Source organism: Nocardioides bruguierae, from assembly GCF_023656415.1.
GTDB classification, from domain to species: Bacteria; Actinomycetota; Actinomycetes; order Propionibacteriales; family Nocardioidaceae; genus Nocardioides; species Nocardioides bruguierae.
Window position 1 is genome coordinate 331,817 of record NZ_JAMOIL010000001.1, and the last position, 22,988, is coordinate 354,804.

A 22,988-nucleotide genomic window follows, 5' to 3' on the forward strand; every position below is an offset into this window, starting at 1 on the left:
GATCAGTCCCCGCGGACCCCGACGCGCCGCAGCGACGGGTCCAGCACGGTGAGCGCCACGTTGAGCGCGGAGACCACCACGAGGAACCAGCCGAGCGCGTGCACGCCGGCGCTGCCGCCGTCCTGCGTGTAGAAGGCGGCGATCGCGGCGGAGGAACCGATCGCGCCCAGGTAGAGGAACGTGCGCAGCAGGCCCGCGGACGAGGCCGTGCGCGACGGCTCGGCCTGGTGGTAGAGCGCGTTCTGGTTGCCGAGGTTGAGCAGCCCCTGCGGGACGCCGAACACGACGATCATCACGACCAGGAACCACAGTGGCGAGTCGGAGGCGAGCAGCAGCATCGAGAGCGCCCCGGCCAGCTGGAAGACGGCGCCGACGACCAGCTTGAGGTGGACGTCGGGCCGCCGCCCGGTCAGCGCCGAGACGACGAGCGCGGCGCCGCTGAGCGGGAGCAGCAGGAGGCCGGTGGCGCTGGGGGAGAGCCCGCGCCCCTCCTCGAACCACTGGGTGAGGCCGTAGAGCACGCCGTAGGAGGTCAGGCCCGTGAGCAGCTGGCGCAGGTAGGTGAGGACGAGCGGGCGGTTGCCGGCCAGCACCCGGACGTCGATGAACGGGTCGTCGTGACGACGTTCCCACCAGACGAGCCCGCCGCCGGCAGCGACCACCACCAGCAGGAGCCAGGCGGTGGACGTCGAGGGCAGCATCAGCACGACGAGGAGCGCGGCCAGCAGGGCGCTGAAGAGCGCGACGCCGGGCACGTCGAGGCTGAGGGCGGGGCGGGTGCCGTCGGGGTGGCGGGTCGGTGGGACGCGACGCCAGCCGAGGACCAGGACGAGGACGGCGAGCGGCACGTCCACGGCGAACGTGGCGCGCCAGCCGCCGAGGTCGATGAGCAGGCCGCCGAGGGTCGGCCCGATGACGATGACGGTCTGGCTGGAGACGGTCAGCAGGGTGAGCACCGTGGCGGGGGAGTCCCGGCCGGTGCGCGCGGCCTCGCTGCGGATCAGGTACATCGCCGAGGGGTAGCCGGCGCAGGTGCCGAGCCCGATGAGGACCCGGGCCGCCACCAGCGTCCCGAGGTCCTGGGCGAACGTGCCGAGCAGGCCGCCGACGCCGACCAGCGCGCCACCGGCGAGGAAGAGCGTGCGGGGGCCGACGACGTCGACCAGACGCCCCACCACGGGCTGACCGATCGCGGTGGCCAGGTACAGCGACGATACCAGCCAGGCGGTCTCGCCGCTGGACACGCGCAGCGCGAGACCGATCGGCACCAGCGCGACGGCGATGATCGAGGAGTTGATCGGGTTGAGCACCGAGCCGAGCATCATCGGCGCCAGCAGCCTGGTGTCGAAGGAGTCCCGCAGCCGCTCGCGGGTCCCGGGCTGCTCCGCCGCGTCCGCGCTCACGCCAGCACGCTCCGCTCCAGGTGCTCGAGGGCGCGGACGACGTCGGCGGTCTGCGCCGCGTCCAACCTCTCGCGCAGGGTGCTGACCAACCAGTCCTCGCGCTCGGTGCGGCGCCGCTCGAGCCACGCCGTGCCCGCCTCGCTGGGGGAGACCACCAGCCGGCGTCCGTCCTGCGGGTCGGGATCGCGTCGCACCATGCCTGCCTCCTCGAGCGCCCCGAGCGTGGCGCCCATGGACTGCGGGCGCACCCGCTCGGCCGCGGCCAGCGCCGCAGCGGTCGAGGGTCCGTGCTTGTCCAGCCGGCTGAGCACCGACGTCTGCGAGGGGGTCAGCCCGGCCTCCTGGTGCTCGCGCAGGCGCCGCCGCAGCCGCCCGGTCACGGTCACCAGCAGCCGGGCCGCCACCACGGCCTGGTCGGCGTCCTCGTGCTGCAGGTGGTTGTCGTCGGCACTCATGTCTCCAGCGTAGGTCGACAGTCCGGACTGATCACGTACGGCTGCCGAACTCTGCTCTCCGACCTCACGTTTGGTCACCAACCCCGTCCCGGAGGCCCCGGAACCGCACGTTGGTGACCAAACCCGACCCACTCTGCTCCGGACGCACCTCCGCCCCGGTCCGAGCAGACCGGGGCGGAGGAGAAGGTAGGGACGCGGCGGCTCAGACGCGCACGCCCGCGACGGCGTCGGCGACGGACTGCTCACCGGAGACCAGCTCGACCTGGACGCCGACGGTGCCGGAGTCGTGGAGGAACGCGGCGATGACCGCGGCGACGTCGGCCCGGGAGATCTCGCCGCGCTCGACATTCTCGGCCAGCAGGACCCGGTCCGTGGCCGGGTCGTCGGTGAGGGCACCGGCGCGCAGGACGGTCCAGGCGAGGCCCGAGTCGCGCAGTGCCGCGTCGGCGTCCCGCTTGGCCTCCACGTAGGCGCGCCACACGTCCGAGGTGTCCTCGGGCAGCGGGTTGTCCGCGCCGATGGCCGAGACCTGCACGAACCGGTCGATCCCGGCCTTGCGGGCGCCCTCGATGGACTTCAGCGAGCCCTCGAGGTCGACGGTGCGCTTGCGCTCGATGTTGCCGTCGGCGCCGCCGCCGGCGGCGAAGACGACTGCGTCGCAGCCCTCGAAGGCGCCGGCGAAGTCGCCGCTGTCGCTGTTCTCGATGTCGAGGAGGCGGACCTCGGCGCCGAGCGCCTCGAGCTCGGCCTTGTACTCGGCCCGGCGCACCAGGGCGACGGGCGTGTCGCCCTGCCCGGCCAGGACGCGGATGAGCTGCTGGGCCACCTTGCCGTGGCCCCCGACGATCGCGATGGAAGACATGTCCCGAACGTACGTCCCCGCCGAGGTCGCGGGCTGGTCCCCGGGGGTGAGCACCGCCTACACGTGCGATCCCTCACCCGCCGCGGCTCAGCCGTGCGCGGCCAGCACCCCGGTCAGTCGCTCCACGGGCGAGGTCAGCCCGTACCGCTCGGTCAGCGCTGCCAGCGCCTCCGGGTCCCGGGGTGCGGTGGGCAGGGCCCCGACGCCGCGCTCGAGGGGCAGGTCCCGCTTCACCGCCACGACGGTGGGCGCCACGTCCAGGTAGTCGGCCGCGGCGAGCACCTTGGCCCGGACGCCGGCGGCCATCGCGACGCTCTCGTCCGCCGCCGCGGCCCGGACACCGGCGAGGTCGCCGTGCGCGGCCAGCAGCTTCGCGGCGGTCTTCTCCCCGACGCCCTTGACGCCGGGCAGCCCGTCGGAGGAGTCGCCGCGCATCGTGGCGAAGTCGGCGTACTGGGCGGCCTCGACGTCGTACTTCGCCCGGACCCACGCCTCGTCCACCTGCTCGGCGTTGCCGACGCCCTTGACCGTGTAGACGACCCGCACGCCGGCCGCGTCGTCGACCAGCTGGAAGAGGTCGCGGTCCCCGGTCACCACGTCGACGGGCATGCCGGCGTCCGTGGCCAGGGTTCCGATCACGTCGTCGGCCTCCGCCTCCGGGGCGCCGACGACGGTGATCCCGAACGCCGCGAGCACCTCGCGGATGATCGGCACCTGCACCTGCAGCGGGTCGGGCACCTCCTCCACGTCGGCACCGACCTCGGTCTCCTCGACCACCCGGTGCGCCTTGTACGTCGGCACGAGGTCGACGCGCCACTGCGGGCGCCAGTCGTCGTCCCAGCAGCACACGACGTGGGTGGGGGAGTAGGTGTCGACCAGGCGGCTGATGAAGTCCAGCAACCCGCGGACGGCGTTCACCGGCGTCCCGTCCGGGCCGTCCACCGGGGGCACCCCGAAGAAGGCGCGGAAGTAGAGGGAGGCGGTGTCGAGGAGCATCAGGCGGGGCTCGGGCATGGGCGCAGTCTGTCAGCCCGCGCCGACGTCCACCCGGTTCGGAGAACGGCCGGCGCCGACGTACCGTCGCGGTGATGGCTCACCGGTTCCTCCCGTCCTGCCCTCCGCGTCGCGCGGCACCCGTGCCGTGGTCGCGCTCGCGCTCGTCGGCAGCCTCGCCGCCACGGCCACCCCGGCCACGGCGGACGCAGTCACGGCGGACGCGGTCACGAGCAGCGCCGCCAGCGCCGCCGCGACCGCCGCGACCACCGCCCTGCGTGCCGACGACGCCCGCACCCCACGCCGGGTGCTGCGGCACATGACGCTGCGCCAGCAGGTCGGACAGCTCCTCATGGTCGGCACCCCCGCCGACCAGGCGTCCTCGCAGGTACTCACCCAGCTCACCGACCTGCACGTCGGCAACGTCATGCTGACCGGCCGCTCGGACGCCGGGGTCGCCGCGACCGCCGCGGTGAGCGAGCGCCTCACGCGCCGCGTCACCCGCCCGCGGCACCCGGGCGCCACCCGCTGGGTCGCACCGCTGGTCGCGACCGACCAGGAGGGCGGCGCGGTGCAGGTTCTCTCCGGTGACGGCTTCCGGGGCATCCCCTCGGCCCTGGAGCAGGGGACGTGGCGGCCCGTCGTCGTGCGGCGCCACGCGCACCGCTGGGGCTCCTCGCTCGTGGACGCGGGGGTGTCGATGAACCTGGCACCGGTGCTGGGCACGGTGCCCGGGCCGCAGGCCGCGGCGCAGAACCCGCCCATCGGCGCCTACGACCGCGAGTACGGCTACACGGTGCAGCGCGTACGACGGAAGGGCTGGGCCGCGCTGGCCGGCTTCCGGGACGCCGGGCTGGTCGCCGCGGCCAAGCACTTCCCCGGGCTGGGGCGCGTCAGCGCGAACACCGACACCGACAGCGGGGTCACCGACACCGAGACCGGCCCACGGTCGTCCTACCTGGACCCGTTCGCGGCTGCGATCTCCCACGGAGCCGAGACGGTGATGATGTCCTCGGCCACCTACAGCCGGATCGACGGCTCCCGCCCGGCGGTCTTCTCCTCGGCCGTGACCCAGGACCTGCTGCGGACGCGGCTCGGCTTCACCGGCGTGGTCATGACCGACGACCTCGGCCAGGCGGCCCAGGTGCAGGCGTGGTCGCCCGGCCGGCGCGCGGTGCTGGCGGTCGCGGCGGGCGCCGACCTCGTCGTCACCGTCACCCCGGACGTGGCTCCGGCCATGGTGGCCGCCCTGGTGCGCCGCGGCCAGGACAGCCCGTCGTTCCGCCGCAAGATCCGCGCGAGCGCGCTGCGGGTGCTGGAGATGAAGGACGCACACGGCCTCCTGTGAGGCCCTCCGCGGGCCGTTCAGCTCGGGGGCGACAGCACGGTCCACGGGTCAAGACACCACCACCGGAGGATCAACGCCTCCTTTACGGTGTCACCGTGAGTCAGACGGCGGTCGAGGCGACCGACAGGAAGATCCTGCAGCTGCTCGCCACCGACGGACGGATGTCCTACACCGACCTCGGCAAGGCGACCGGGCTGTCGACGTCCGCCGTCCACCAGCGGGTGAAGCGGCTCGAGCAGCGCGGGCTCATCCAGGGCTACGGCGCGACCATCAACCACGCCGAGATCGGGCTGCCGCTCACGGCGCTCATCTCGATCCGGCCGATGGACCCGTCGTCGCCGGACGACTGCCCCGAGCGGCTCAAGCACATCCCCGAGATCGAGTCGTGCTGGTCGGTGGCCGGCGACGAGTCCTACGTGCTGAAGGTCCGCTCGACCACCCCGGCCGCCATGGAGGAGCTCCTGGCGCGCATCCGGCACGCCGCGGACGTCTCCACCCGCACCACCATCGTGCTCACCACGTACTACGAGAACCGGCCCGTCACCGGCGCGTGAGCCGCCACACCCGCGCCCGGCCGGTCAGCTGCGCCCGTCAGTCGGGTCGGCCCAGCGAAACCGTGCACGCCTCGTCCACGAGCTGGTAGCCCAGCGACTCGTACAGGCGCCGCGCCGGCGTGTTCGACGCGAAGACGTTCAGCCCGAGGGCGCTCAGCCCCTGGCCCGTGCACCAGGCGGCCGCCGCCTGCATGGTCGCGCGGCCCACGCCCGCGCCGCGGGCGTCCTCCTCGACGCGGACCTCGTAGACGAACGCCGCCGGCGGCTCCACCCCGAGCCACAGGACGGCGGCGAGCGCGCCGTCGCGCAGCACGTCGAAGAACGCCTGGCCCGGTGTCGCCGAGCCGAGCGGGAGCAGCCCCTGGAGCTGCTCGGCCGCCTCGCGGGCGACCTGGTCGGCGTCGCGGTGCGGCTCCGCCTGCTGCCGGGTCTGCGCGTACTCGCGCCCCGACCGCTCGATGAAGCGCGCGAAGGACTCCGGGGTCATCGGCCGCAGCTCCAGCCCGGACGTCTCCGGCCCCGGAGCGCCCGGCAGCAGCGGCAGCACCCGCCGCTGGGCGACGAGGTCCAGGGGGCCGGCGGCCTTCCAGGCGGCGTGCGTGGCGTCGTCGGGGGAGAGCAGGAGCTCGACCTCCCGGACGCCGTCGCGGGCAGCGGTCTCCTCCACCAGCGCGCGCAGGTCCCCGGCACGCTCGGGGGTGACGAGACTGGTGTCGAGCACGACGAGCCGCCCCCGGTCGGGGCGGCCGAGCCACACCCACCCGATCGGGAAGCCGACGTCGGAGACCAGGTGCAGCGCCTGCTGCTCCGCGGGTCGGTCGCCCGGCAGCATCCGCTCCAGGGAGGCCTTCACGCGGGCCTCCGCGACCGGGGCGAACAGCTCGGGCTCACCGGTCAACGGCAGCTCGCGCAGGCGCGTGCGGCGCTCACGGACGACCTCGGCCCAGCGGGACAGGTCGGCGTCGGGGAACCGGGAGAGACTCAGCACCCCGCCATCCTGCCTCCCCTCCGGTGACGGCCGGCACTCCCCGGTCGGCGGGGTCGCCGGGCTCACCAGGCCTGGAGCGCCGCCGTGCGTCGGGAGGCCTCGGCGGCCTCCGCGGCCGAGAGGGCGGCCTCGTCCAGGTTGCCGTGCTCGGCCCACCAGCGCTGCCCCGCCTCGGGCAGGGTGTGGATCGGGTCGTGGTAGGTGTACGTGCGGCCCAGCGCCTCGGCGTCGTCGCCCTCGATCGAGGTGCGGTAGTTCTTGGTCCAGTAGGACACCCCGCGCTCCTCGTCGTAGTCCGCGAGCTGGTGGACCCAGCGCTTGCCGACGAAGGGCACGTCGCACACGATGCGCGGCGTCGCGAAGCCCGGCAGGTAGCCCATGATGTGGTGCTGGAGCCGCTGCGCGTCCTTGACCGAGACCCGCCAGTGCTCGCTGAACGGGATCATGTCGCACATGTAGAAGTAGTAGGGCATGATCTGGGCACCGTCGAGCAGCGCGAAGCACAGGTCGAGCAGCGCGTGCGGGTCGGCGTTGACGCCGTTGAGCAGGACGCCCTGGTTGCGCACGTCGCGCAGGCCGGCGTCCAGCATCGCGCGGGACGCCTCGGCGACCAGCGGCGTCACCGACTGGGCGTGGTTGGCGTGGGTGTGGATCGCGAGCGAGACGCCGTTGGCGCGGGCCAGGTCGGCGACCCGGCCGACACCGTCGACGACGTCCGGCTGGAGCCAGTGCTGCGGCATGCCGATCAACGCCTTGGTGGCGAGGCGGACGTCGCGGACGTTCTCGATCGCCAGCAGCTCGGTCAGGAACGCCTCCAGGCGCGGCCACGGCATGTTGGCCACGTCCCCGCCGGAGACGACGACGTCGCGCACGGTCGGGGTGGCGCGCAGGTAGTCGAGCATCGCGGTGAGCCGGTCGTTCGGCTTGCCGACGAGCTTGAGCTTCTCGACGGTCGGGGTGGAGTTGCCGACCAGGTCCATGCGGGTGCAGTGGCCGCAGTACTGCGGGCACGTCGGCAGGAGCTCGGCGAGCACCTTGGTGGGGTAGCGGTGCGTGAGGCCTTCGACGGCCCACATGTCGTGCTCGTGGAGGCTGTCGCGCGTGGCGTGGGGGTGGCTGGGCCAGTCGGTGCGGCGGTCGGAGAACACCGGCAGCATGTAGCGACGGATCGGGTCCACGTAGAAGGCGTCCGTGAGGCTGCCCGGCCCACGCGGGGTGGTGTGCGGCGCCATCGTGTTCATCATCTGCGGCGGCACGAGCATCGACATCGTCGCGCGCTCGGCCTGGTCGCGCTCGAGGTCGGCGTAGAACCGCTCGTCGACCAGGTCGCCGAGCAGCTCGCGCAGCTGCCGGAGGTTCTTGATGCAGTGCGAGCGCTGCCACTGGACGCTGCGCCACTCCGCGTCGGTGACGTCCTTCCACCCGGGGAAGCGCGTCCAGTCCGGCTCCACCAGCTCGGGCGCGCGGTACTGGTAGGGCTGGCCCGTCTCCTGCTCGACCAGGGAGGCGATGGACGTCTCGATGCTCATACCGGCGACGGTGACAGAAAAGATTGCTGTTGTCGATCCACCGGGCCGCAGATTCTCCGGGTTCTTTACCGTCTCGCGCCAGGGCGGCCGTTCACTCCTCCAGCGTCGCCAGGGGCGCCAGGACGGCGGGGTGGTCGACGCCCAGCTCGTAGCGCAGCGTCATCACGCCCACCAGGAGGTCGCGGACGGCGGGCAGGCCGGCGTCGGTGAGCGGGAGCGCCATCAGCCGCAGCGACGGCGCGTGCCCGTCGAGCTCGTCGCCGTGCGGGGGTGCGTACTCGCGCACCGGCAGCAGCACCCCGCCAGCGCGCTCGTAGAAGACGATGCGGCGCCGGTGCTCCTCCACGGCCTCCGGGCCGATCCCGGGCTCGTCGGGGTCCTCGACGTCCCACACGAGCACCCTGCGCCCCTCCGCGGCCAGCAGCGCGGCCAGGGCTGCCACCAGCCGGGACCCGTGGCCGCCGCCGCGGGGCCCGATCGCCAGGTAGCGCAGGAACGTCCAGTCGGTGCTCCCCAGGTCGCGCACGAGCGCGAGCCCCACGGGGTCCGCCCCGTGGTCGGCGCCCTCAGGCACGGGCACCGCGACGAGCAGGCGGTCCACCAGGAGGTCCTCGAACGGCGCCCGCAGCTCGGGCGGGAAGGCGTCCTCGTAGATCTGGCGGACGCGGTCACGGTGCGGGGCGTCCAGCCCGGCCCAGTCGCGCAGCACCAGGTCGCTCATGCCGTGTGCACCACCTCTCCACCGAGCAGCGTCGCCAGCACCGCGACGTCCCGGATCGCGCCGGGGTCGCAGGTGGCCGGGTCGTCCGAGAGCACGGCGAGGTCGGCCAGGTAGCCGGGCGCGACGAGGCCGCGGGAGCCCTCCTGGTGCGAGGCGTAGGCGGACCCGTGGGTGTAGGCCACGAGCGCCTCGAGCCCGGTGACCGCCTCCTCGGGGCCGAGCGGGGCACCCGCGTCCGTGCGCCGGTTGACCAGGTCGTGCATGCCCAGCAGCGGCGCGCCGGCCACGACGGGACGGTCGGAGGACCCGACCAGCGGCAGGCCGGCGTCCAGCAGCGAGCGCCCCCGGTAGGCCCAGCCGGCCCGCTCGGGCCCCAGCGCCCGCAGCATGCCGTCGCCGATCTCGCCGACGAACCGGCCCTGCGGCACGGGCACCACCCCCAGCGCGGCGGCACGCTGCACCTGGTCGGGGCGTGCCACGCCGAAGTGCTCGATCCGGTGCCGGGCGTCGGGCCGAGGCACGCTCGCCTGGGCCCGCTCCACCGCGTCCAGGACGAGGTCGATCGCGGCGTCCCCGATCGCGTGCGTGGCCACCCGCCACCCGGCTCGGTGGGCGGTGACGATCCGCTCGGTGATGGCCTCGGCGTCGGCCTGGAGGTAGCCGCGCACGCCCGGGGTGTCGGCGAAGTCCTCGGTCATGGCGCAGGTGTGGCCGATGAGCGAGCCGTCGCTGAAGACCTTCACCGGCCCCAGGCGCAAGCGGTCGTCGCCCAGGCCGGTGCGGATGCCGAGGTCGAGCCCGCGGCCCAGACCGGGGCCGAAGCCGTCGTCCGCGTGCGCGGCCACGTCGTGCAGCACGTCGGAGGTCACCATCAGCTCGGTGCGCACCGGCAGGCGCCCGGCGTCCAGGGCCGCCTGGTACGCGGCGACCTCGACGGGCGACTTGCCGATCCAGCCCCCGCCGACGCCCGCCTCGACCACCGAGGTCAGGCCCTCGGCCAGGTAGGCCCGCCCCGCTCGCTCGACCGCGTCGACGAGCGTGGCGGTGGGGTAGGGGAGCACCAGGTCCGAGAGCAGCGACTGCGCCGTCTCCTGCAGCAGCCCGGTCGGCCGACCGGAGGCGTCGGTGACGACCAGGCCGCCCGACACCTCGCGGGCGGCCGACGCCAGCCCCAGGTCCTCCAGCAGCGCCGAGGAGACCACGCACATGTGCCCACTGGTGTGCTTGAGCCACACCCGCCGACCGCCGGAGGCCCGGTCCAGGGCGTCGCGGTCGGGGTGGGCGCCGATCTTGTTCTCGTCGTAGCCCTCGCCGATGACCCACGCCCCGGGCGGCAGCGTGGCGGCGCGGGCGGCCACGGCGTCGTAGACCGCCTCGAGCGAGCCCAGCCGCAGGTCGACCTCGGCGAGCGCCAGCCCGTACCAGGCCATGTGGTTGTGGGCGTCGTGGAAGCCGGGCACCACGACGGCGCCGCCCACGTCCAGCACCTCGCGCGCCGGCACGTCCTCGTCGACGGCCAGCACGCGCCCGCCCCAGATCGCCACGGACGAGGCCGTGCCGGTGTGGCCGGGCCCGGTGAGGGTCCGCACCCGGGCGTTGGTGACCAGGAGGTCGGCCTGGAAGCTCACGCGCCCACCTCCACGCCCTCGGCCGCCAGGACGCCGGCGGACACCTCGGCCCGCAGCGTCCCCTTCTCCACGCGGTGCGAGGCGGTCAGCGGCAGGTCCTCGCGCAGCACCCAGTAGCGCGGCACCTTGAAGCCGGCCAGCCGCTCGGCGCACCAGGAGCGCAGGTCCTCGACCGACGCCCCGGGCGCCACGACGAACGCACCGACCTCCTCGCCGCGCACCTCGTCCGGCACCGCCACGACCCCGGCGAGCCGGACCGCGGGGTGGGCGAGCAGCGTCTCCTCGACCTCCACCGCCGCCACGTTCTCCCCGGAGCGACGGATCATGTCCTTGAGCCGCCCGGCCAGGTACAGCCGCCCGGCGTCGTCGGTGCGGGCCAGGTCCCCGGTGGGGAACCAGCCGTCGGCGTCGAAGGGGGAGGCCAGCCCGAGGTAGCCGAGCATCATGCCGGGCCCGCGCAGCCAGAGCTGGCCCGCCTCGTCCAGCCGTGCCTCGCGGTGCGCAGCCGGGCGTCCGAGGCATCCGGTGCCGACGAGTGCGTCGTGCTCGGACGCGCCGACGCGAATGTCGGCGCCCGTCTCGGTCATCCCGAACGCCTCGAACCAGCCGACGCCCCACCGCTCCTCGAGGTCGGCGTGCAGCGCCGGGGGGATCGCCGAGCACTGCACCGCCCGCACGCGGTGCGCACGGTCGAGCGGGTCGGCGGGCATCTTCAGGAGCAGCGTGGGCATCGAGGCCAGGCAGTAGAAGTAGGTGACCTCGTGCTCGCGCACCTTCGCCCAGAAGGACGAGGGGTGGAAGCCGTCGAGGGCCACGAGCGTCGCACGGGCCAGGAGGGCGGCCACCACGTTCCACTGCGGGTCGACGTAGTGGAAGGGCTGCGCGGTGAGCAGCACGTCGTCCTCGCCCAGGTGCGGGAACTCGGTGAGCATCGAGCCGCCCAGGGTCGTCCAGTACTCGTGGGTGAGGACGCAGCCCTTGGGGCGTCCGGTGGTGCCGGAGGTGTACTGCACGTTGACCACCGCCGTGGGCGCGGTCGCCCCCTGCTCCCAGGACGCCGGGTCCAGCGTCAGCCCCGCGGGGTCCAGGACGTCGGCGGCGCCGGCCTCGCGCAGCAGGCCGACGTGCTCGGGCGCGGCGAGCACGAGGTGCACCCCGGCGTCCGCGAGCACGTGGGCGGCGTCGCCCGGCCGGTAGCGGACGTTGAGGGGCACCGCCGCGGCCCCGACGCGCTGGAGCGCGAGCCAGGCGGCCGGCATCCAGGGGGAGTTGCCGAGCATCAGCCCGACGTGGTCGCCGGGCCGCACGCCGCGCGCGACGAGCGCGACCGCCAGGCCGGCGGAGACGTCCGCGACACGGGCGTAGGTCCACCGCTGCACCGGCTGCCCCGGCAGGTCGAAGACCCACGCGACCTTGTCGGGGTGGGTGCCCGCGGCGTCGAGGAGGTGGTCGACGAGGGTGGGCTGCTCAGGCACCGGTGAACTCCTCGCGCGGGGCCTCGTCCTCGCCCGAGAGGGAGGTGAGCAGCGCGTGCTCGACCTCCGTGGCCAGCGAGCGCTCGACCTGGGAGTCGACCGCGGCGTCCAGCACCCGCTTGGCCAGCGAGGTGGACAGTCGCGGACGGGCGGCCATCCGGTGGGCGAGGTCGAGGGCGACCTCCTCGTGCGTGCCGGTGGGCACCGCCCGGGCGACCAGGCCCATGGCGGCGGCCTCGGTGCCGGTGACGTGCTCGCCGAGCAGCAGCAGCTCCTTGGCGCGGGCCCAGCCGACGAGGGCCGGCAGCAGCGTGGAGATGCCGCCGGTGACCGACAGCCCGACGCCCACCTCGGGGAACCCGAACCGGGCGTCCTCGGCGGCGACGACGACGTCGCAGCACAGGGCGAACTCGGCACCCGCGCCCAGGGCGTAGCCGTGCACCGCGGCCACCACCGGGCCGGGGAAGCGGCGGACGAGGCGGGTGACCTCCTGGATCTCCTCCAGGCGGGCCCGGGTCTGCAGCGGGGTCTCGACCGCGGGCTCCTCCTTGAGGTCGTGGCCGGCGCAGAAGGCACGGCCGCGACCTGCGAGCACGACGGCGCCGACCTCCTCGGCGTGGGCCCGGCGCAGCGCCGCGACCAGCGCGGGCGTGAGGGTGCCGTCCACGGCGTTGAGCCGGTGCGGTCGGTTGAGGCGGACGACGGCCACCTCGCCGTCGCGCTCGTACTCGACGACGCCCGGCTCCGTGCCGCCTGCCGGCGCCGTGCCCTCTGCTGGGTGCTGCATCCCGCTGCTCCGCTCCTCTGCTCGCGGCGGGCTCGTCGCTCCGCCTCGTCCGAGCGTAGGCGATCGATCGATCGATTGGATACGCTCGGGTCGTGACCGCCACGAGCCCCACCACCAACGAGCGTGTGGAGCAGGCCGCGACCAGGCTCTTCGCCCAGCGCGGGTTCCACGGCACCGGCATCCGCCGGCTGGCGCAGGAGTCCGGGCTGACCTCGGCCTCCCTCTACCACTGGATGGGCACCAAGGAGGAGCTCCTCGCTCGCCTGATGCGCAGCGCGCTCGAGCGGCTGACCGCGGAGGCCCGGGCGGCGCTGGCCGGGGCGGGGGAGGACCCCCGTGACCGGCTCGACGCCCTGGTCCGCGTGCACGTGCGCGCGCACGCGGAGCGCCCGGAGCAGACCCGGGTGGTCGACGGCGAGCTGGGAGCGCTGACTCCCGACGCCCGGGCCGGCGTGGTGGCGCTGCGCGACGAGTACGAGGACCTCTGGCGCACGGTCATCGAGGACGGCGTGGACCAGGGCCTCCTCGTGGTCGCGCAGCCGGACCTGGCACGGCGGGCGGTGCTGGAGATGTGCAGCAGCGTGGCTCGGTGGTTCCGCAGCGACGGCGACCTCGGCGTCGCAGAGGTCGCCGAGGAGCACGTGTCCCTGGCCCGCGGGGCGCTCGGAGCGCGTTGATTACCCGAAACGGGTGATTGCTCACCCGGAGGGATGAGACAGGATCGACGGTGTCACTGGGGCGCGTGCGACGCACGATGCCGCGTGTGACGGACGGGGCGATCAGCCCTGGGGTCGTCGGTCGGTGGTCCAGACAGAACATCGGCACCAATCTCGTCCGAGCACACCCCCCGCCACCTGCGGTGACATGCATCGGTGCTGGTCACGGGGGCGTTGACACTCGCCGCGCCCACCCACCAAGGTGAAGCCTCCGCTCACCACAGATCGAGGTGGGTGGACCGACGTCCGAGTGGTCGTGTCGGAGGGTGTGCACCGCCAGCCACCTGTCCGACCCGCTCCGCGGTGGTCGGTCCACGCCCCGAGGAGCGGACTCGGACCGGGTCCTGACCCCCTAGACAACGTCCTGCCCCGGCAGCCCGCCTGGACATCAGGTCGGACCGAAGGCGCCATGACCCGCCCGTGACTCCTGTGGACCCCGGCTGTCCGGCCGGGGTGGCCTTGGACCGACGCCCTGGCGTCGGCCCCGGCGCCACCCCGGCTGGGGCCCGCCCGTTACCGTGGAGGGGTGCGACGACTCCTCGCCGCGGCCGCCGCCGGTCTCGCCCTCTCGCTGGCCTTCGACCCCGTGGGTCTCGCCCTCGTCGTGCCCCTGGCCGTGGCGGCCTTCGTGCTCACCTGTCGCGGCGTCCGACTGCGCCGCGGGTTCCTCACCGGCCTCGTCTTCGGCGCTTGCTTCTACTTCACCCACATCTTCTGGATGACCGCGGTGGCGGTGCCTGCGTGGCTCGGCCTGGCCGCCCTGGAGACCTTCTTCATCGGGCTCACGGGCGCGGCGGCCGCTGCGCTGACCCGGCACCGCTGGTGGCCCCTGACCGTGGCCCTGGCCTGGGTGGCGCTGGAGAACCTCCGCTCCACCTGGCCGTTCTCCGGCATGCCCTGGGGTCGGCTCGCCTTCGCCTCCGTCGACACCCCGCTCGAGCGGCTCCTGCCGTGGATCGGGATGGTGGGCGTCTCGCTGGTCTGGGCCCTGGCAGCCACGGCTCTGGCCGCCGCGGTGGTCTCCTGGCAGGCGCGCTCCCGGGCCGGCGTCCGCGGGGCCCGGCGGGTGCGGGAGGCCCTGGTGCGGCCCGCCGCCGGACTGGCCTCGCTGGCCGTCCTCACGACGCTCGCCGTCCTCGTGCCGTGGCAGGGCGACGTGGTGGACACCGCCGAGGTCGCCGTCGTCCAGGGTGACGTGCCGGGCGACGGCACCAACGTGCTCAACGACTTCCGCCAGGTGACCCGGAACCAGGCCGACGAGACGGTGGCCCTGGCCGCCCAGGTCGCCGCCGGCGAGGCCGAGCAGCCCGACCTGGTCGTGTGGCCGGAGAACTCCACCGCCGTCGACCCCTTCTACGACACGCAGACCCACGCCCAGATCGAGCGCGCGGTGGCCGCGATCGGCGCGCCCGTCCTGGTCGGTGCGATGGTCGACGACGGTGACGACTACGTGCTGAACCAGGGCATCGTGTGGGACCCCGAGACCGGCGCAGGCGACCGGTACACCAAGTGGCACCCGGTGCCCTACGGCGAGTACATCCCGCTGCGCCGCTACGCCGACTTCACCTTCGGCGAGCTGCGCACCATCACCCGCGACATGCGCCCCGGCACGCGCACCGACCCCCTGGACGCCGACGGCCTGCTGGTGGCGGACCTGATCTGCTTCGACGTCGCCTACGACGACACCCTCCAGGCCCAGGTGAGCAACGGGGCCCAGCTGATCACGGTGCAGACCTCGAACGCGATGTTCATCAACACCCACCAGCTCGAGCAGCAGTTCGCCATCACGCGCCTGCGCGCCATCGAGGCCGGTCGCTGGCTGGCCGTGGCGTCCGTGAACGGCATCTCGGGCATCGTCGCCCCTGACGGCTCGGTGGTGGCCACCACGCCCAAGCGCACCAAGGCGGTCATGACCGCCCAGGTGGGGCTGGTCGACGACGTCTCGCCCGGCATCCGCGTCGGCCCGTGGCTCACCCGCGGCGCCGCCGCCGCCACCGTGCTCGCGCTCCTGCTCGCCCTCGGCACCGACCTGCGCCGGCGGCGGGGCAGCTCGCCGGTGCCGCAGGAGACCACCGACGGCCCGGGCGACGGCCTGACCGACGCGGCCGAGCCTCGCAGCGGGGACGCGCGCACCAGGCTGACCAGGAGCCCGCGATGAGCAGCCCGACGCCGGCCCGCACCGTCATGGTCGTGCCGACCTACAACGAGGCCGAGAACCTGGCCTGGATCGTGGGCCGGCTCCGTGCCGCCGCGCCGCAGGTGGACGTCCTCGTCGTCGACGACGCCTCCCCGGACGGCACCGGCGCCCTGGCCGACGACCTCGCCGCCGCCGACCCGCAGGTACACGTGCTGCACCGCGCCGGCAAGGAGGGCCTGGGGGCGGCCTACCTGGCCGGCTTCGCCCACGCGCTGGACGCGGGCTTCGACCTCGTCGGGGAGATGGACGCGGACGGCTCCCACCAGCCCGAGCAGCTGCCGCGGCTGCTGGCGGCCGTCACCGACGGTGAGAATCCGGCCGACCTCGTCATCGGCTCGCGGTGGGTCCGCGGTGGCTCGGTGCAGAACTGGCCGTGGCACCGGCGCCTGCTCTCGGTGGGCGGCAACCTCTACGTGCGCCTGCTGCTGGGCATCTCGGTCCGCGACGCCACGGCCGGGTTCCGCTTGTACCGGCGCGCCACGCTGGAGGCGATCGACCTGCCGGGGGTCCGCTCCACCGGCTACGTCTTCCAGACCGACCTCGTCGTGCGGACGCTGCACGCCGGGCTCACGGTGCGCGAGGTGCCGATCGACTTCGTGGAGCGGGAACGGGGGGACTCGAAGATGACCGGATCGGTGGCGCTGGAGTCGCTGTGGCGGATCACCGGCTGGGGGCTCCAGGACCGCTGGGCCCGGGCCCGCGGCGCGCACCGCCCGCTGCCGGAGCAGGTGGGCCGATGAGCGCCCCCGGACCCGCCTCCGGCCCCACCCCCGGACCACGCCGTCGCCGCAGCGGCTGGGGCTGGGTGCTCGGCCTCGCGTTCATCGGCGTGCCCCTGATCGAGCTGTGGGCCGTCATCCAGGTCGGCCAGGTCATCGGTGCCGGCTGGACGATCCTGCTGCTCGTGGCCGACAGCGTCCTGGGCGCCTACCTGGTGCGGCGGGAGTTCGGGCACGCCTGGGCCGCCCTGCGCGAGGCGCTGGGCAGTGCGCGGATGCCGGCGCGCGAGCTCGCCGACGGCGCGCTGGTGCTGATCGGCGCCACCCTGCTGCTCACGCCGGGGTTCGTCACCGACGCCCTGGGGCTGGCGATGGTGCTGCCGGTGACCCGCCCGCTGTTCCGGGTGCTCCTGGCGCGCTTCGTCACGACCCGGGCGGTCGGTGGCGGGGCCACGTCCTTCGGCTTCACCGGCGGGTTCCCAGGGGGCTTCCCGGGTGCGCCGGGCAGCGGTCCGGACGCACGTCGCCCCGGACCCGGCCAGGGGCCGGTCGTCCGGGGCGACGTGGTGGAGCCTGACGAGGAGGACGGGCCTCCCCGAGGCTGAGGCGCAGGGAGAACCGCTCAGGCGGAGGTGCGCTTCTTGTTCTCGCGGTGCAGGTGCGCGGGGCCGATCTCGCCGCCGCGAAGCAGCTCCAGGCGCTCCTTGAGGATGTCCTCGAGTTCCTTCTCGGAGCGACGCTCGAGCAGCATGTCCCAGTGGGTACGAGCAGGCTTCTCGGCCTTGTCCTCGGGCTTGATGCCCGCCACGCTCAGCGCCTCGGAGCCGCAGCGCGGGCACTCCCAGACGGCCGGAACCTCGGCCTCGATCGACATGGTGATCTCGAACTCGTGGTTCTGCGGGCACTTGTAGCCGACCTGCTGCCGGGCCGCGAACTCGATGCCGCGCTCGTCCTCGAAGCTCTGGCCTCCGAGTCGTGCGCCACGCAGTGTGCGCTCTGCCATGTGTGGCCTCCCGTGTGATCCTCGACGTCGCCCACCACCAGCCTCAGGGGCCCGGCCGGAGTGCCGGGGGGCGCAGTGGGTCCTTCGTCGATATCTCACAACGGTACAGACCGGGCGCGTGTTCCCACAAACGGCCGCAGGGGTGTGGCCGACGCCGGCGAGCAGCGCCCGGAGCACCTCGCACACAGCCCGTCACCGGCCGCCTGACCTGCGGCTTCGCGCCTCAGGCGAGATGGGCCGGCAGGCGGTTGCCGGCGTCGGCGATCCCGCGGCGGGTGTCCACCCGGGTGAGGAGGAACCCACCGACGAGGAAGAACACGACGAGCGCGAACACGGCCGGCCGGTACGAGCCGGTGACCTGGTAGACGAGGCCGAAGACGAGGGTGCCGAACCAGGAGGTGCCACGGTCCATCGCGTGGTAGAGGCTGAAGAACTCCGCCTCCTTGCCGGCCGGGATGAGCAGCGAGAAGTAGGAACGCGCCAGCGCCTGCGTGCCGCCGAGGACGACACCGATCGCGACGGCCAGCAGCAGGAACAAAGGGAACTGGCCGGCGGGCAGCACGAGGGCGACGGTGACGATGACCATCCAGATCACCAGGCCGAACAGGATGACCGGCTTGGCGCCGAACCGCACCGCCGCCCGGCCGAAGGCGAGGGCACCGCCGACGGCGACCAGCTGCACCACCAGGTAGGCGACCAGGACCGTGCCGAGCTCGAAGCCCAGGGTCTCGGTGCCGTAGATGGAGGCCTGGCCGATGACGGTCTGGATGCCGTCGTTGAAGAACAGGTAGGCGGCCAGGAACGTCAGGGCGACCGGGTAGCGCCGCAGCTCCTTGAGCGTCGTCCAGAGCTGGCCGAAGCTGCGCTGCACGACCCCGCCGGCGACCGGCTCGACGTCGCGCGGGGGCCGGTTGCGGATGCCGAGCCACGGGATGACGGTGAACGCCGCCCACCAGATCGCCGCCGACAGCAGGCTGATGCGGGTCGCGCCTGCCACGTCGGTGCCGATCAGCTCCGGGAACGAGACCAGCACGAAGTTGATCGCCAGCAGCAGGCCGCCGCCGGCGTAGCCGAGCGCCCACCCGCGGCTGGAGACGCCGTCGCGCTCGGACTCGGTCGAGATCAGCGGCAGCATCGAGTCGTAGAAGACCGCAGCCGCCGCGAAGCACAGGTTGGCCACCAGGAAGGAGACGACGCCCAGCTGCCAGTTGTCGTCGGTCATGAGGAACAGGCCCGCCGCGGCCGCCGCGCCCACCCACGCGAACCCCGCCATGAGGTCCTTCTTGCGGGCCGTGCGGTCGGCGACCGCGCCCAGCATGGGCAGCAGGACGGCCGAGAGCAGGGTCGAGGCCGTGATGACGAACGCGGGCAGCGCGCCCGGCGCCACGGCCACCCCGAGGACCGAGACCCGGTCGTCGACCGCCGCCTGCTCGGCCACCGCGATCAGGTACGGGCCGAACAGCACGCCCGCCACCGTGGTGGAGAAGGCGGAGTTGGCGAAGTCGTAGAAGTACCAGGAGCGCTGCTCCCGGCGACGCTCGGCGGGGCTCAGCACGGGCTGGTCGGACGAGGCGGTGCTCATGAGTCGCTCCGGTGCTGGGTCTCGGGCTGGGTCTCGGGCTGGGTCTGGGGGACGGGCTGGGTCTCGGGCCCGCTGGCGGCGCCGAGCCAGACGCCGCGCTCGGTGAGCGTGTCACGCAGCACGTCGGTGCGGTCGGTGATCAGCCCGTCGACCCCGAGGCCGAGCAGCCACGCCATCTCGGCCGGCTCGTCGACGGTCCACACGTGCACGTGCACGCCGACCTCGTGGGCCCGGTGCACCAGCCGCTCGGTCACCACCGGCAGGTGCTCCGTGCGGCCCGGCACCGGCACCCGCTGGGCGACGGGCACCTGGAGGGCGGCGACGTGGCGGGCCACCCGACGGCGCAGGGCCCGGGGGCTGGTGGGGGAGACGAAGGCCGCCACCTCGGCGGGGGCGGCCGAGGTGGGCACGCGGCCCTGGGCCAGCGCTCGGAAGCGGCGCAGCCGGCCGAGGCCGAAGGAGCCGACCAGCACCCGGTCCCACGCGCGGTGGGCGGCGATGGTCTCCACGAGCGGCTGCACCGCCGCGTCCGCCTTGATGTCGATGTTGAAGGCGACGCCGGGGAAGGACTCGAGCAGCTCGTCGAGGGTGGGCACCGGCTCACGCCCGGCGACGCGCGCGGCCCGCACGGCCGAGGCGGGCAGGTCGGCGACGAGGCCGGTGCTGTCGGTGACCCGGTCCAGGCGGTCGTCGTGGAACGCCAGCAGCACCCCGTCCCGCGTGGCGTGCACGTCGGTCTCCAGGTAGGAGTAGCCGAGGTCGACGGCGTGCGCGAACGCGGTGCGGGTGTTCTCCAGGCCGGCGAGGTCGAGGTGCCGGGCACCGCCGCGGTGCGCCATGGCCAGGACCGAGCCCGGCAGGTCATGGACCCGGTCGAGGTAGGCGTGACCGGTGACCGGTGAGGCGCTGCTGCTGGTGCTCACCGGCGCAGTATGGCCGTTCGCGGCCCGGGATGGGGTGGACCCCCGCCGTCCGTCCGGTGAAGGAGGGTCGACGGGGGTCCGGGTCGTGCTCGCCGGGGGTGCCGGCTCAGATGTCGCGGAAGGACTCGATGCTCGCGCCCAGCTCGTTGAGACGCTCGGCGAGGTCCTCGTAGCCGCGGGCGATCACGTAGGTCGAGCGCAGCACCGACGTCCCCTTGGCCGCGAGCATCGCCAGCAGCAGGACGACGGAGGGGCGCAGTGCCGGCGGGCACACGATCTCGGTGCCGCTGAAGTGCGTCGGGCCCTCGATCATCACGCGGTGCGGGTCGAGCAGCTTCACGTTGCCGCCGAGCTTGGAGAGCTCGGTCAGGTAGATCGCCCGGTTCTCGTAGACCCAGTCGTGCAGCAGCGTCTGGCCGGTGGCCACGGCGGCGATGACCGCGAAGAACGGCAGGTTGTCGATGTTGAGGCCCGGGAACGGCAGCGGGTGGATCTTGTCCCGTGGGGCCGTGAGCTCGCTGGGGTACGTGGTGAGGTCGACCAGGCGCGTGTGGCCGTTGCGGGCCGCGTACTCCTCGCTGCGCTCGTACTCGAAGCCCATCGTCTCCAGGGTGGCCAGCTCGATCTCGAGGAACTCGATCGGCACCCGCTTGATGGTGATCTCAGACTTGGTGACGATCGCCGCGGCGAGGAGGCTCATCGCCTCGATCGGGTCCTCGGAGGGGGCGTAGTCGACGTCGACGTCGATGTTCTCCACGCCCGTCACGGTCAGCGTCGTGGTGCCGATGCCCTCCACCTCGACGCCCAGCTTCTGCAGGTAGAAGCACAGGTCCTGGACCATGTAGTTGGACGAGGCGTTGCGGATGATCGTCGTGCCCGGGTGGAGCGCGGCGGCCATCAGCGCGTTCTCGGTGACGGTGTCGCCGCGCTCGCTGAGCACGATCGGGCGGCCCGGGACGACGCTGGCGTCGACCTTGGCGTGGTACTGGCGCTCGGTGGCGACCACGTCGAGACCGAAGGGACGCAGCGCGGCCATGTGCGGCTCGACCGTGCGCGTGCCGAGGTTGCAGCCGCCCGCGTAGGGCAGGGCGAACGAGTCGGCGCGGTGCAGCAGCGGCCCGAGGAACATGATCACCGAGCGGGTGCGCCGGGCCGCCTCCTCGTCGATGTCGTCCAGCTTGAGCTGCTTGGGCGGGATGATCTCGAGGTCGTTCTCGTCGTTGAGCCAGCGGGTCTGCACGCCGAGGCTGCCGAGCACCTCCAGGAGACGGTTGACCTCCTCGATGCGCGCCACGCGGCGCAGGACGGTGCGGCCCTTGTTCAGCAGGGAGCCGCACAGCAGCGCGACACCGGCGTTCTTGGAGGTCTTGACCTCGATCTCGCCCGACAGCGTGGTCGGGCCGGTGATCCGCAGGTGCACCGGGCCGGCGCCCAGCGCGACGATCTCGGAGTCCAGCGCGGTGCCGATCCGGGCGATCATCTCCAGGCTCAGGTTCTGCTGGCCCCGCTCGATGCGGTTCACCGCGCTCTGGCTCGTGCCCAGGCGCTCGGCGAGCTGCTGCTGGGTCAGGCCGCGGTGCTTGCGGGCGTCCCGGATCAGGAGACCGATCCGGTCCTTGTAGCCCTCGCTCATCGCTTCCCCTTCTCTCGTCCTCCGGCCGGCGCGGGTGGGTCACCCGCCCTCGGCCGACGTCGTCGACGACGGTAACTCACATGTGAGATAAGACTGCAAACCCACCGGGGTGGTGCGTGTCGGCGCCGGTGGCACGTGTGGTCCCCAACCGCGTCCCGCACCGACTCTGACACCGGGTTGGTGACCACACGTGGGTCACGCAGTGGCCCGCACCGAACCGGACCGACGCGATCCCCACCCGGGCCGTGACGTCGCGTCCGTCACGCCCGACGGCGTCCCACCGGGGAAGATGCCAGGGGCAACCACCTGTGCGAGTGCGCGGAGCACCGGGCGGCTGCCATGCTCGGGCTCATGCGCGCCACCATGATCCACGCTCCCCGCGACATCCGCTTCGAGACCGACGTCCCCGACCCGGTCGTCTCCCGCCCCACCGACGCGATCGTCCGCGTCACCACCGCCTGCGTCTGCGGCTCCGACCTCTGGCCCTACCGCGGCGAGAACCCGACCACCGAGCCGCACACCATCGGCCACGAGTGCATCGGCTTCGTCGAGGCGGTCGGCTCCGAGGTCAGCACCGTGAAGCCGGGCGACTTCGTCATCGTCCCGTTCGACCACTGCGACAACACCTGCGCCCACTGCCGCGCCGGCATGCAGTCGGCCTGCGTGAACGTGGGCATGACGGTCTCCGGCCAGGGCGAGCTGGCCAAGGTCAACCAGGCCGACGGCTCCCTGGTGAAGGTCCCGGGCGTCGGCGCCGCGGGCCCCGACGCCGCCCTGGTGCCCAGCCTGATGGCCCTCTCCGACGTGATGCCGACCGGCTGGCACGCCGCGGTCGCCGCCGGCGTCCGCGAGGGCGGCACGGCCGTGGTGGTCGGGGACGGCGCCGTGGGCCTGTGCGGCGTCATCGCCGCCAGCCAGATGGGCGCCGAGAAGGTCGTCCTGATGTCGCGCCACGAGTCGCGCCAGAAGCTGGGCACCGCCTTCGGCGCCACCCACCTGGTCGCCGCTCGCGGCGAGGAGGGCGAGGCCGCCGTCATGGAGATCACCGGCGGCGTCGGCGCCGACGCGGTCCTCGAGTGCGTCGGCACCGGCCAGGCCATGACCACCGCGTTCAACGTCGCCCGCCCCGGCTCCCGCGTCGGCTTCGTCGGCGTGCCCCACGGCGCCGAGCCCCCGATGCGCACCATGTTCAGCAAGAACGTCGGCCTCGCCGGCGGCATGGCTCCGGTGCGCGAGTACCTCCCGCACCTGCTCGACCTGGTGCTCGCCGGCACGATCGACCCCGGCCAGGTCTTCGACCTGCGCCTGCCGGTGGAGCAGGTCGCCGAGGCGTACGCGGCCATGGACGAGCGTCGCGCGATCAAGACGCTGCTCGACGTCTCCTGACCTGCGAGGACGCGGCGCGACGCCGCGTCCTGCCCGTCACGAGGCCCCGCTCCCGGTCCGTCCGGGGGCGGGGCCTCGTCGCGTCC

Annotated in this window: 21 protein-coding genes; 7 read left to right on the forward strand and 14 right to left on the reverse strand. The window is 73.7% G+C overall.

What is annotated here, in order from left to right; genetic code table 11:
• Nucleotides 1–2: 2 nt before the first annotated feature.
• From M8330_RS01625 to M8330_RS01640, 4 genes are all read right to left on the reverse strand, one after another.
• Nucleotides 3–1,403, reverse strand: coding sequence for an MFS transporter (locus M8330_RS01625; protein ID WP_250825903.1), 1,401 nt, complete (start codon nucleotides 1,401–1,403; stop codon nucleotides 3–5).
• Nucleotides 1,400–1,858 (reverse strand): MarR family winged helix-turn-helix transcriptional regulator, encoded by a 459-nt coding sequence (locus tag M8330_RS01630; RefSeq protein ID WP_250825904.1) that lies wholly within the window; start codon nucleotides 1,856–1,858, stop codon nucleotides 1,400–1,402. The genes M8330_RS01625 and M8330_RS01630 overlap by 4 nt, the downstream gene beginning before the upstream one ends.
• Before the next feature lie 202 nt (nucleotides 1,859–2,060).
• Nucleotides 2,061–2,720, reverse strand: coding sequence for an SDR family oxidoreductase (locus M8330_RS01635; protein WP_250825905.1), 660 nt, complete (start codon nucleotides 2,718–2,720; stop codon nucleotides 2,061–2,063).
• Nucleotides 2,721–2,807: 87 nt separating this feature from the next.
• Entirely contained in the window at nucleotides 2,808–3,734 is a 927-nt protein-coding gene (locus tag M8330_RS01640) for a 5'-3' exonuclease (protein ID WP_250054470.1), read from the reverse strand.
• 127 nt (nucleotides 3,735–3,861) lie between these two features.
• Between M8330_RS01640 and M8330_RS01645 the strand changes: the two genes are divergently transcribed.
• Entirely contained in the window at nucleotides 3,862–5,061 is a 1,200-nt protein-coding gene (locus tag M8330_RS01645; protein ID WP_250825906.1) for a glycoside hydrolase family 3 N-terminal domain-containing protein, read from the forward strand.
• Between the two features lie 95 nt (nucleotides 5,062–5,156).
• The gene (locus tag M8330_RS22290) at nucleotides 5,157–5,615 is read left to right on the forward strand and encodes an Lrp/AsnC family transcriptional regulator (protein WP_250054474.1); all 459 of its coding nucleotides are present in this window, start codon (nucleotides 5,157–5,159) and stop codon (nucleotides 5,613–5,615) included.
• Between the two features lie 37 nt (nucleotides 5,616–5,652).
• Here the strand turns inward: M8330_RS22290 and M8330_RS01655 are convergent, their stop codons facing one another.
• The 6 genes from M8330_RS01655 to M8330_RS01680 form a co-directional block, all read right to left on the reverse strand.
• The gene (locus tag M8330_RS01655) at nucleotides 5,653–6,603 is read right to left on the reverse strand and encodes a GNAT family N-acetyltransferase (RefSeq protein ID WP_250825907.1); all 951 of its coding nucleotides are present in this window, start codon (nucleotides 6,601–6,603) and stop codon (nucleotides 5,653–5,655) included.
• A gap of 62 nt (nucleotides 6,604–6,665) precedes the next feature.
• The gene (locus M8330_RS01660; RefSeq protein WP_250825908.1) at nucleotides 6,666–8,132 is read right to left on the reverse strand and encodes a KamA family radical SAM protein; all 1,467 of its coding nucleotides are present in this window, start codon (nucleotides 8,130–8,132) and stop codon (nucleotides 6,666–6,668) included.
• A 91-nt stretch (nucleotides 8,133–8,223) separates the two neighbouring features.
• Nucleotides 8,224–8,853, reverse strand: a complete 630-nt coding sequence (locus tag M8330_RS01665; RefSeq protein ID WP_250825909.1) for a hypothetical protein — start codon at nucleotides 8,851–8,853, stop codon at nucleotides 8,224–8,226.
• Complete coding sequence (locus M8330_RS01670; RefSeq protein ID WP_250825910.1) at nucleotides 8,850–10,481, reverse strand: amidohydrolase; 1,632 nt, start codon at nucleotides 10,479–10,481, stop codon at nucleotides 8,850–8,852. The genes M8330_RS01665 and M8330_RS01670 overlap by 4 nt, the downstream gene beginning before the upstream one ends.
• On the reverse strand, nucleotides 10,478–11,956 hold the full coding sequence (locus M8330_RS01675; RefSeq protein ID WP_250825911.1) for an AMP-binding protein: 1,479 nt from the start codon (nucleotides 11,954–11,956) through the stop codon (nucleotides 10,478–10,480). The genes M8330_RS01670 and M8330_RS01675 overlap by 4 nt, the downstream gene beginning before the upstream one ends.
• Nucleotides 11,949–12,743, reverse strand: a complete 795-nt coding sequence (locus tag M8330_RS01680) for an enoyl-CoA hydratase/isomerase family protein (RefSeq protein WP_250825912.1) — start codon at nucleotides 12,741–12,743, stop codon at nucleotides 11,949–11,951. Before M8330_RS01680 ends, M8330_RS01675 begins: the two co-directional genes overlap by 8 nt.
• Nucleotides 12,744–12,835: 92 nt before the next feature.
• Between M8330_RS01680 and M8330_RS01685 the strand changes: the two genes are divergently transcribed.
• From M8330_RS01685 to M8330_RS01700, 4 genes are all read left to right on the forward strand, one after another.
• Nucleotides 12,836–13,420: a TetR/AcrR family transcriptional regulator gene (locus tag M8330_RS01685; RefSeq protein ID WP_250825913.1), complete on the forward strand. Its 585-nt coding sequence runs from the start codon at nucleotides 12,836–12,838 to the stop codon at nucleotides 13,418–13,420.
• 565 nt (nucleotides 13,421–13,985) lie between these two features.
• Nucleotides 13,986–15,617, forward strand: a complete 1,632-nt coding sequence (lnt, locus tag M8330_RS01690; protein ID WP_250825914.1) for an apolipoprotein N-acyltransferase — start codon at nucleotides 13,986–13,988, stop codon at nucleotides 15,615–15,617.
• The gene (locus tag M8330_RS01695; RefSeq protein WP_250054488.1) at nucleotides 15,614–16,396 is read left to right on the forward strand and encodes a polyprenol monophosphomannose synthase; all 783 of its coding nucleotides are present in this window, start codon (nucleotides 15,614–15,616) and stop codon (nucleotides 16,394–16,396) included. The genes lnt and M8330_RS01695 overlap by 4 nt, the downstream gene beginning before the upstream one ends.
• The gene (locus tag M8330_RS01700; protein WP_250825915.1) at nucleotides 16,393–16,980 is read left to right on the forward strand and encodes an FxsA family protein; all 588 of its coding nucleotides are present in this window, start codon (nucleotides 16,393–16,395) and stop codon (nucleotides 16,978–16,980) included. The genes M8330_RS01695 and M8330_RS01700 overlap by 4 nt, the downstream gene beginning before the upstream one ends.
• 17 nt (nucleotides 16,981–16,997) lie before the next feature.
• Here the strand turns inward: M8330_RS01700 and M8330_RS01705 are convergent, their stop codons facing one another.
• From M8330_RS01705 to M8330_RS01720, 4 genes are all read right to left on the reverse strand, one after another.
• The gene (locus M8330_RS01705; protein WP_250825916.1) at nucleotides 16,998–17,378 is read right to left on the reverse strand and encodes an RNA polymerase-binding protein RbpA; all 381 of its coding nucleotides are present in this window, start codon (nucleotides 17,376–17,378) and stop codon (nucleotides 16,998–17,000) included.
• A 223-nt stretch (nucleotides 17,379–17,601) separates the two neighbouring features.
• Nucleotides 17,602–18,960, reverse strand: a complete 1,359-nt coding sequence (locus M8330_RS01710; RefSeq protein ID WP_250825917.1) for an MFS transporter — start codon at nucleotides 18,958–18,960, stop codon at nucleotides 17,602–17,604.
• Nucleotides 18,957–19,883: a glycerophosphodiester phosphodiesterase family protein gene (locus tag M8330_RS01715; RefSeq protein WP_250825918.1), complete on the reverse strand. Its 927-nt coding sequence runs from the start codon at nucleotides 19,881–19,883 to the stop codon at nucleotides 18,957–18,959. Before M8330_RS01715 ends, M8330_RS01710 begins: the two co-directional genes overlap by 4 nt.
• 106 nt (nucleotides 19,884–19,989) lie before the next feature.
• The gene (locus tag M8330_RS01720) at nucleotides 19,990–21,516 is read right to left on the reverse strand and encodes a helix-turn-helix domain-containing protein (protein ID WP_250825919.1); all 1,527 of its coding nucleotides are present in this window, start codon (nucleotides 21,514–21,516) and stop codon (nucleotides 19,990–19,992) included.
• 351 nt (nucleotides 21,517–21,867) lie between these two features.
• Between M8330_RS01720 and M8330_RS01725 the strand changes: the two genes are divergently transcribed.
• The gene (locus tag M8330_RS01725; protein ID WP_250825920.1) at nucleotides 21,868–22,902 is read left to right on the forward strand and encodes a zinc-dependent alcohol dehydrogenase family protein; all 1,035 of its coding nucleotides are present in this window, start codon (nucleotides 21,868–21,870) and stop codon (nucleotides 22,900–22,902) included.
• The last annotated feature ends 86 nt before the right edge of the window (nucleotides 22,903–22,988 follow it).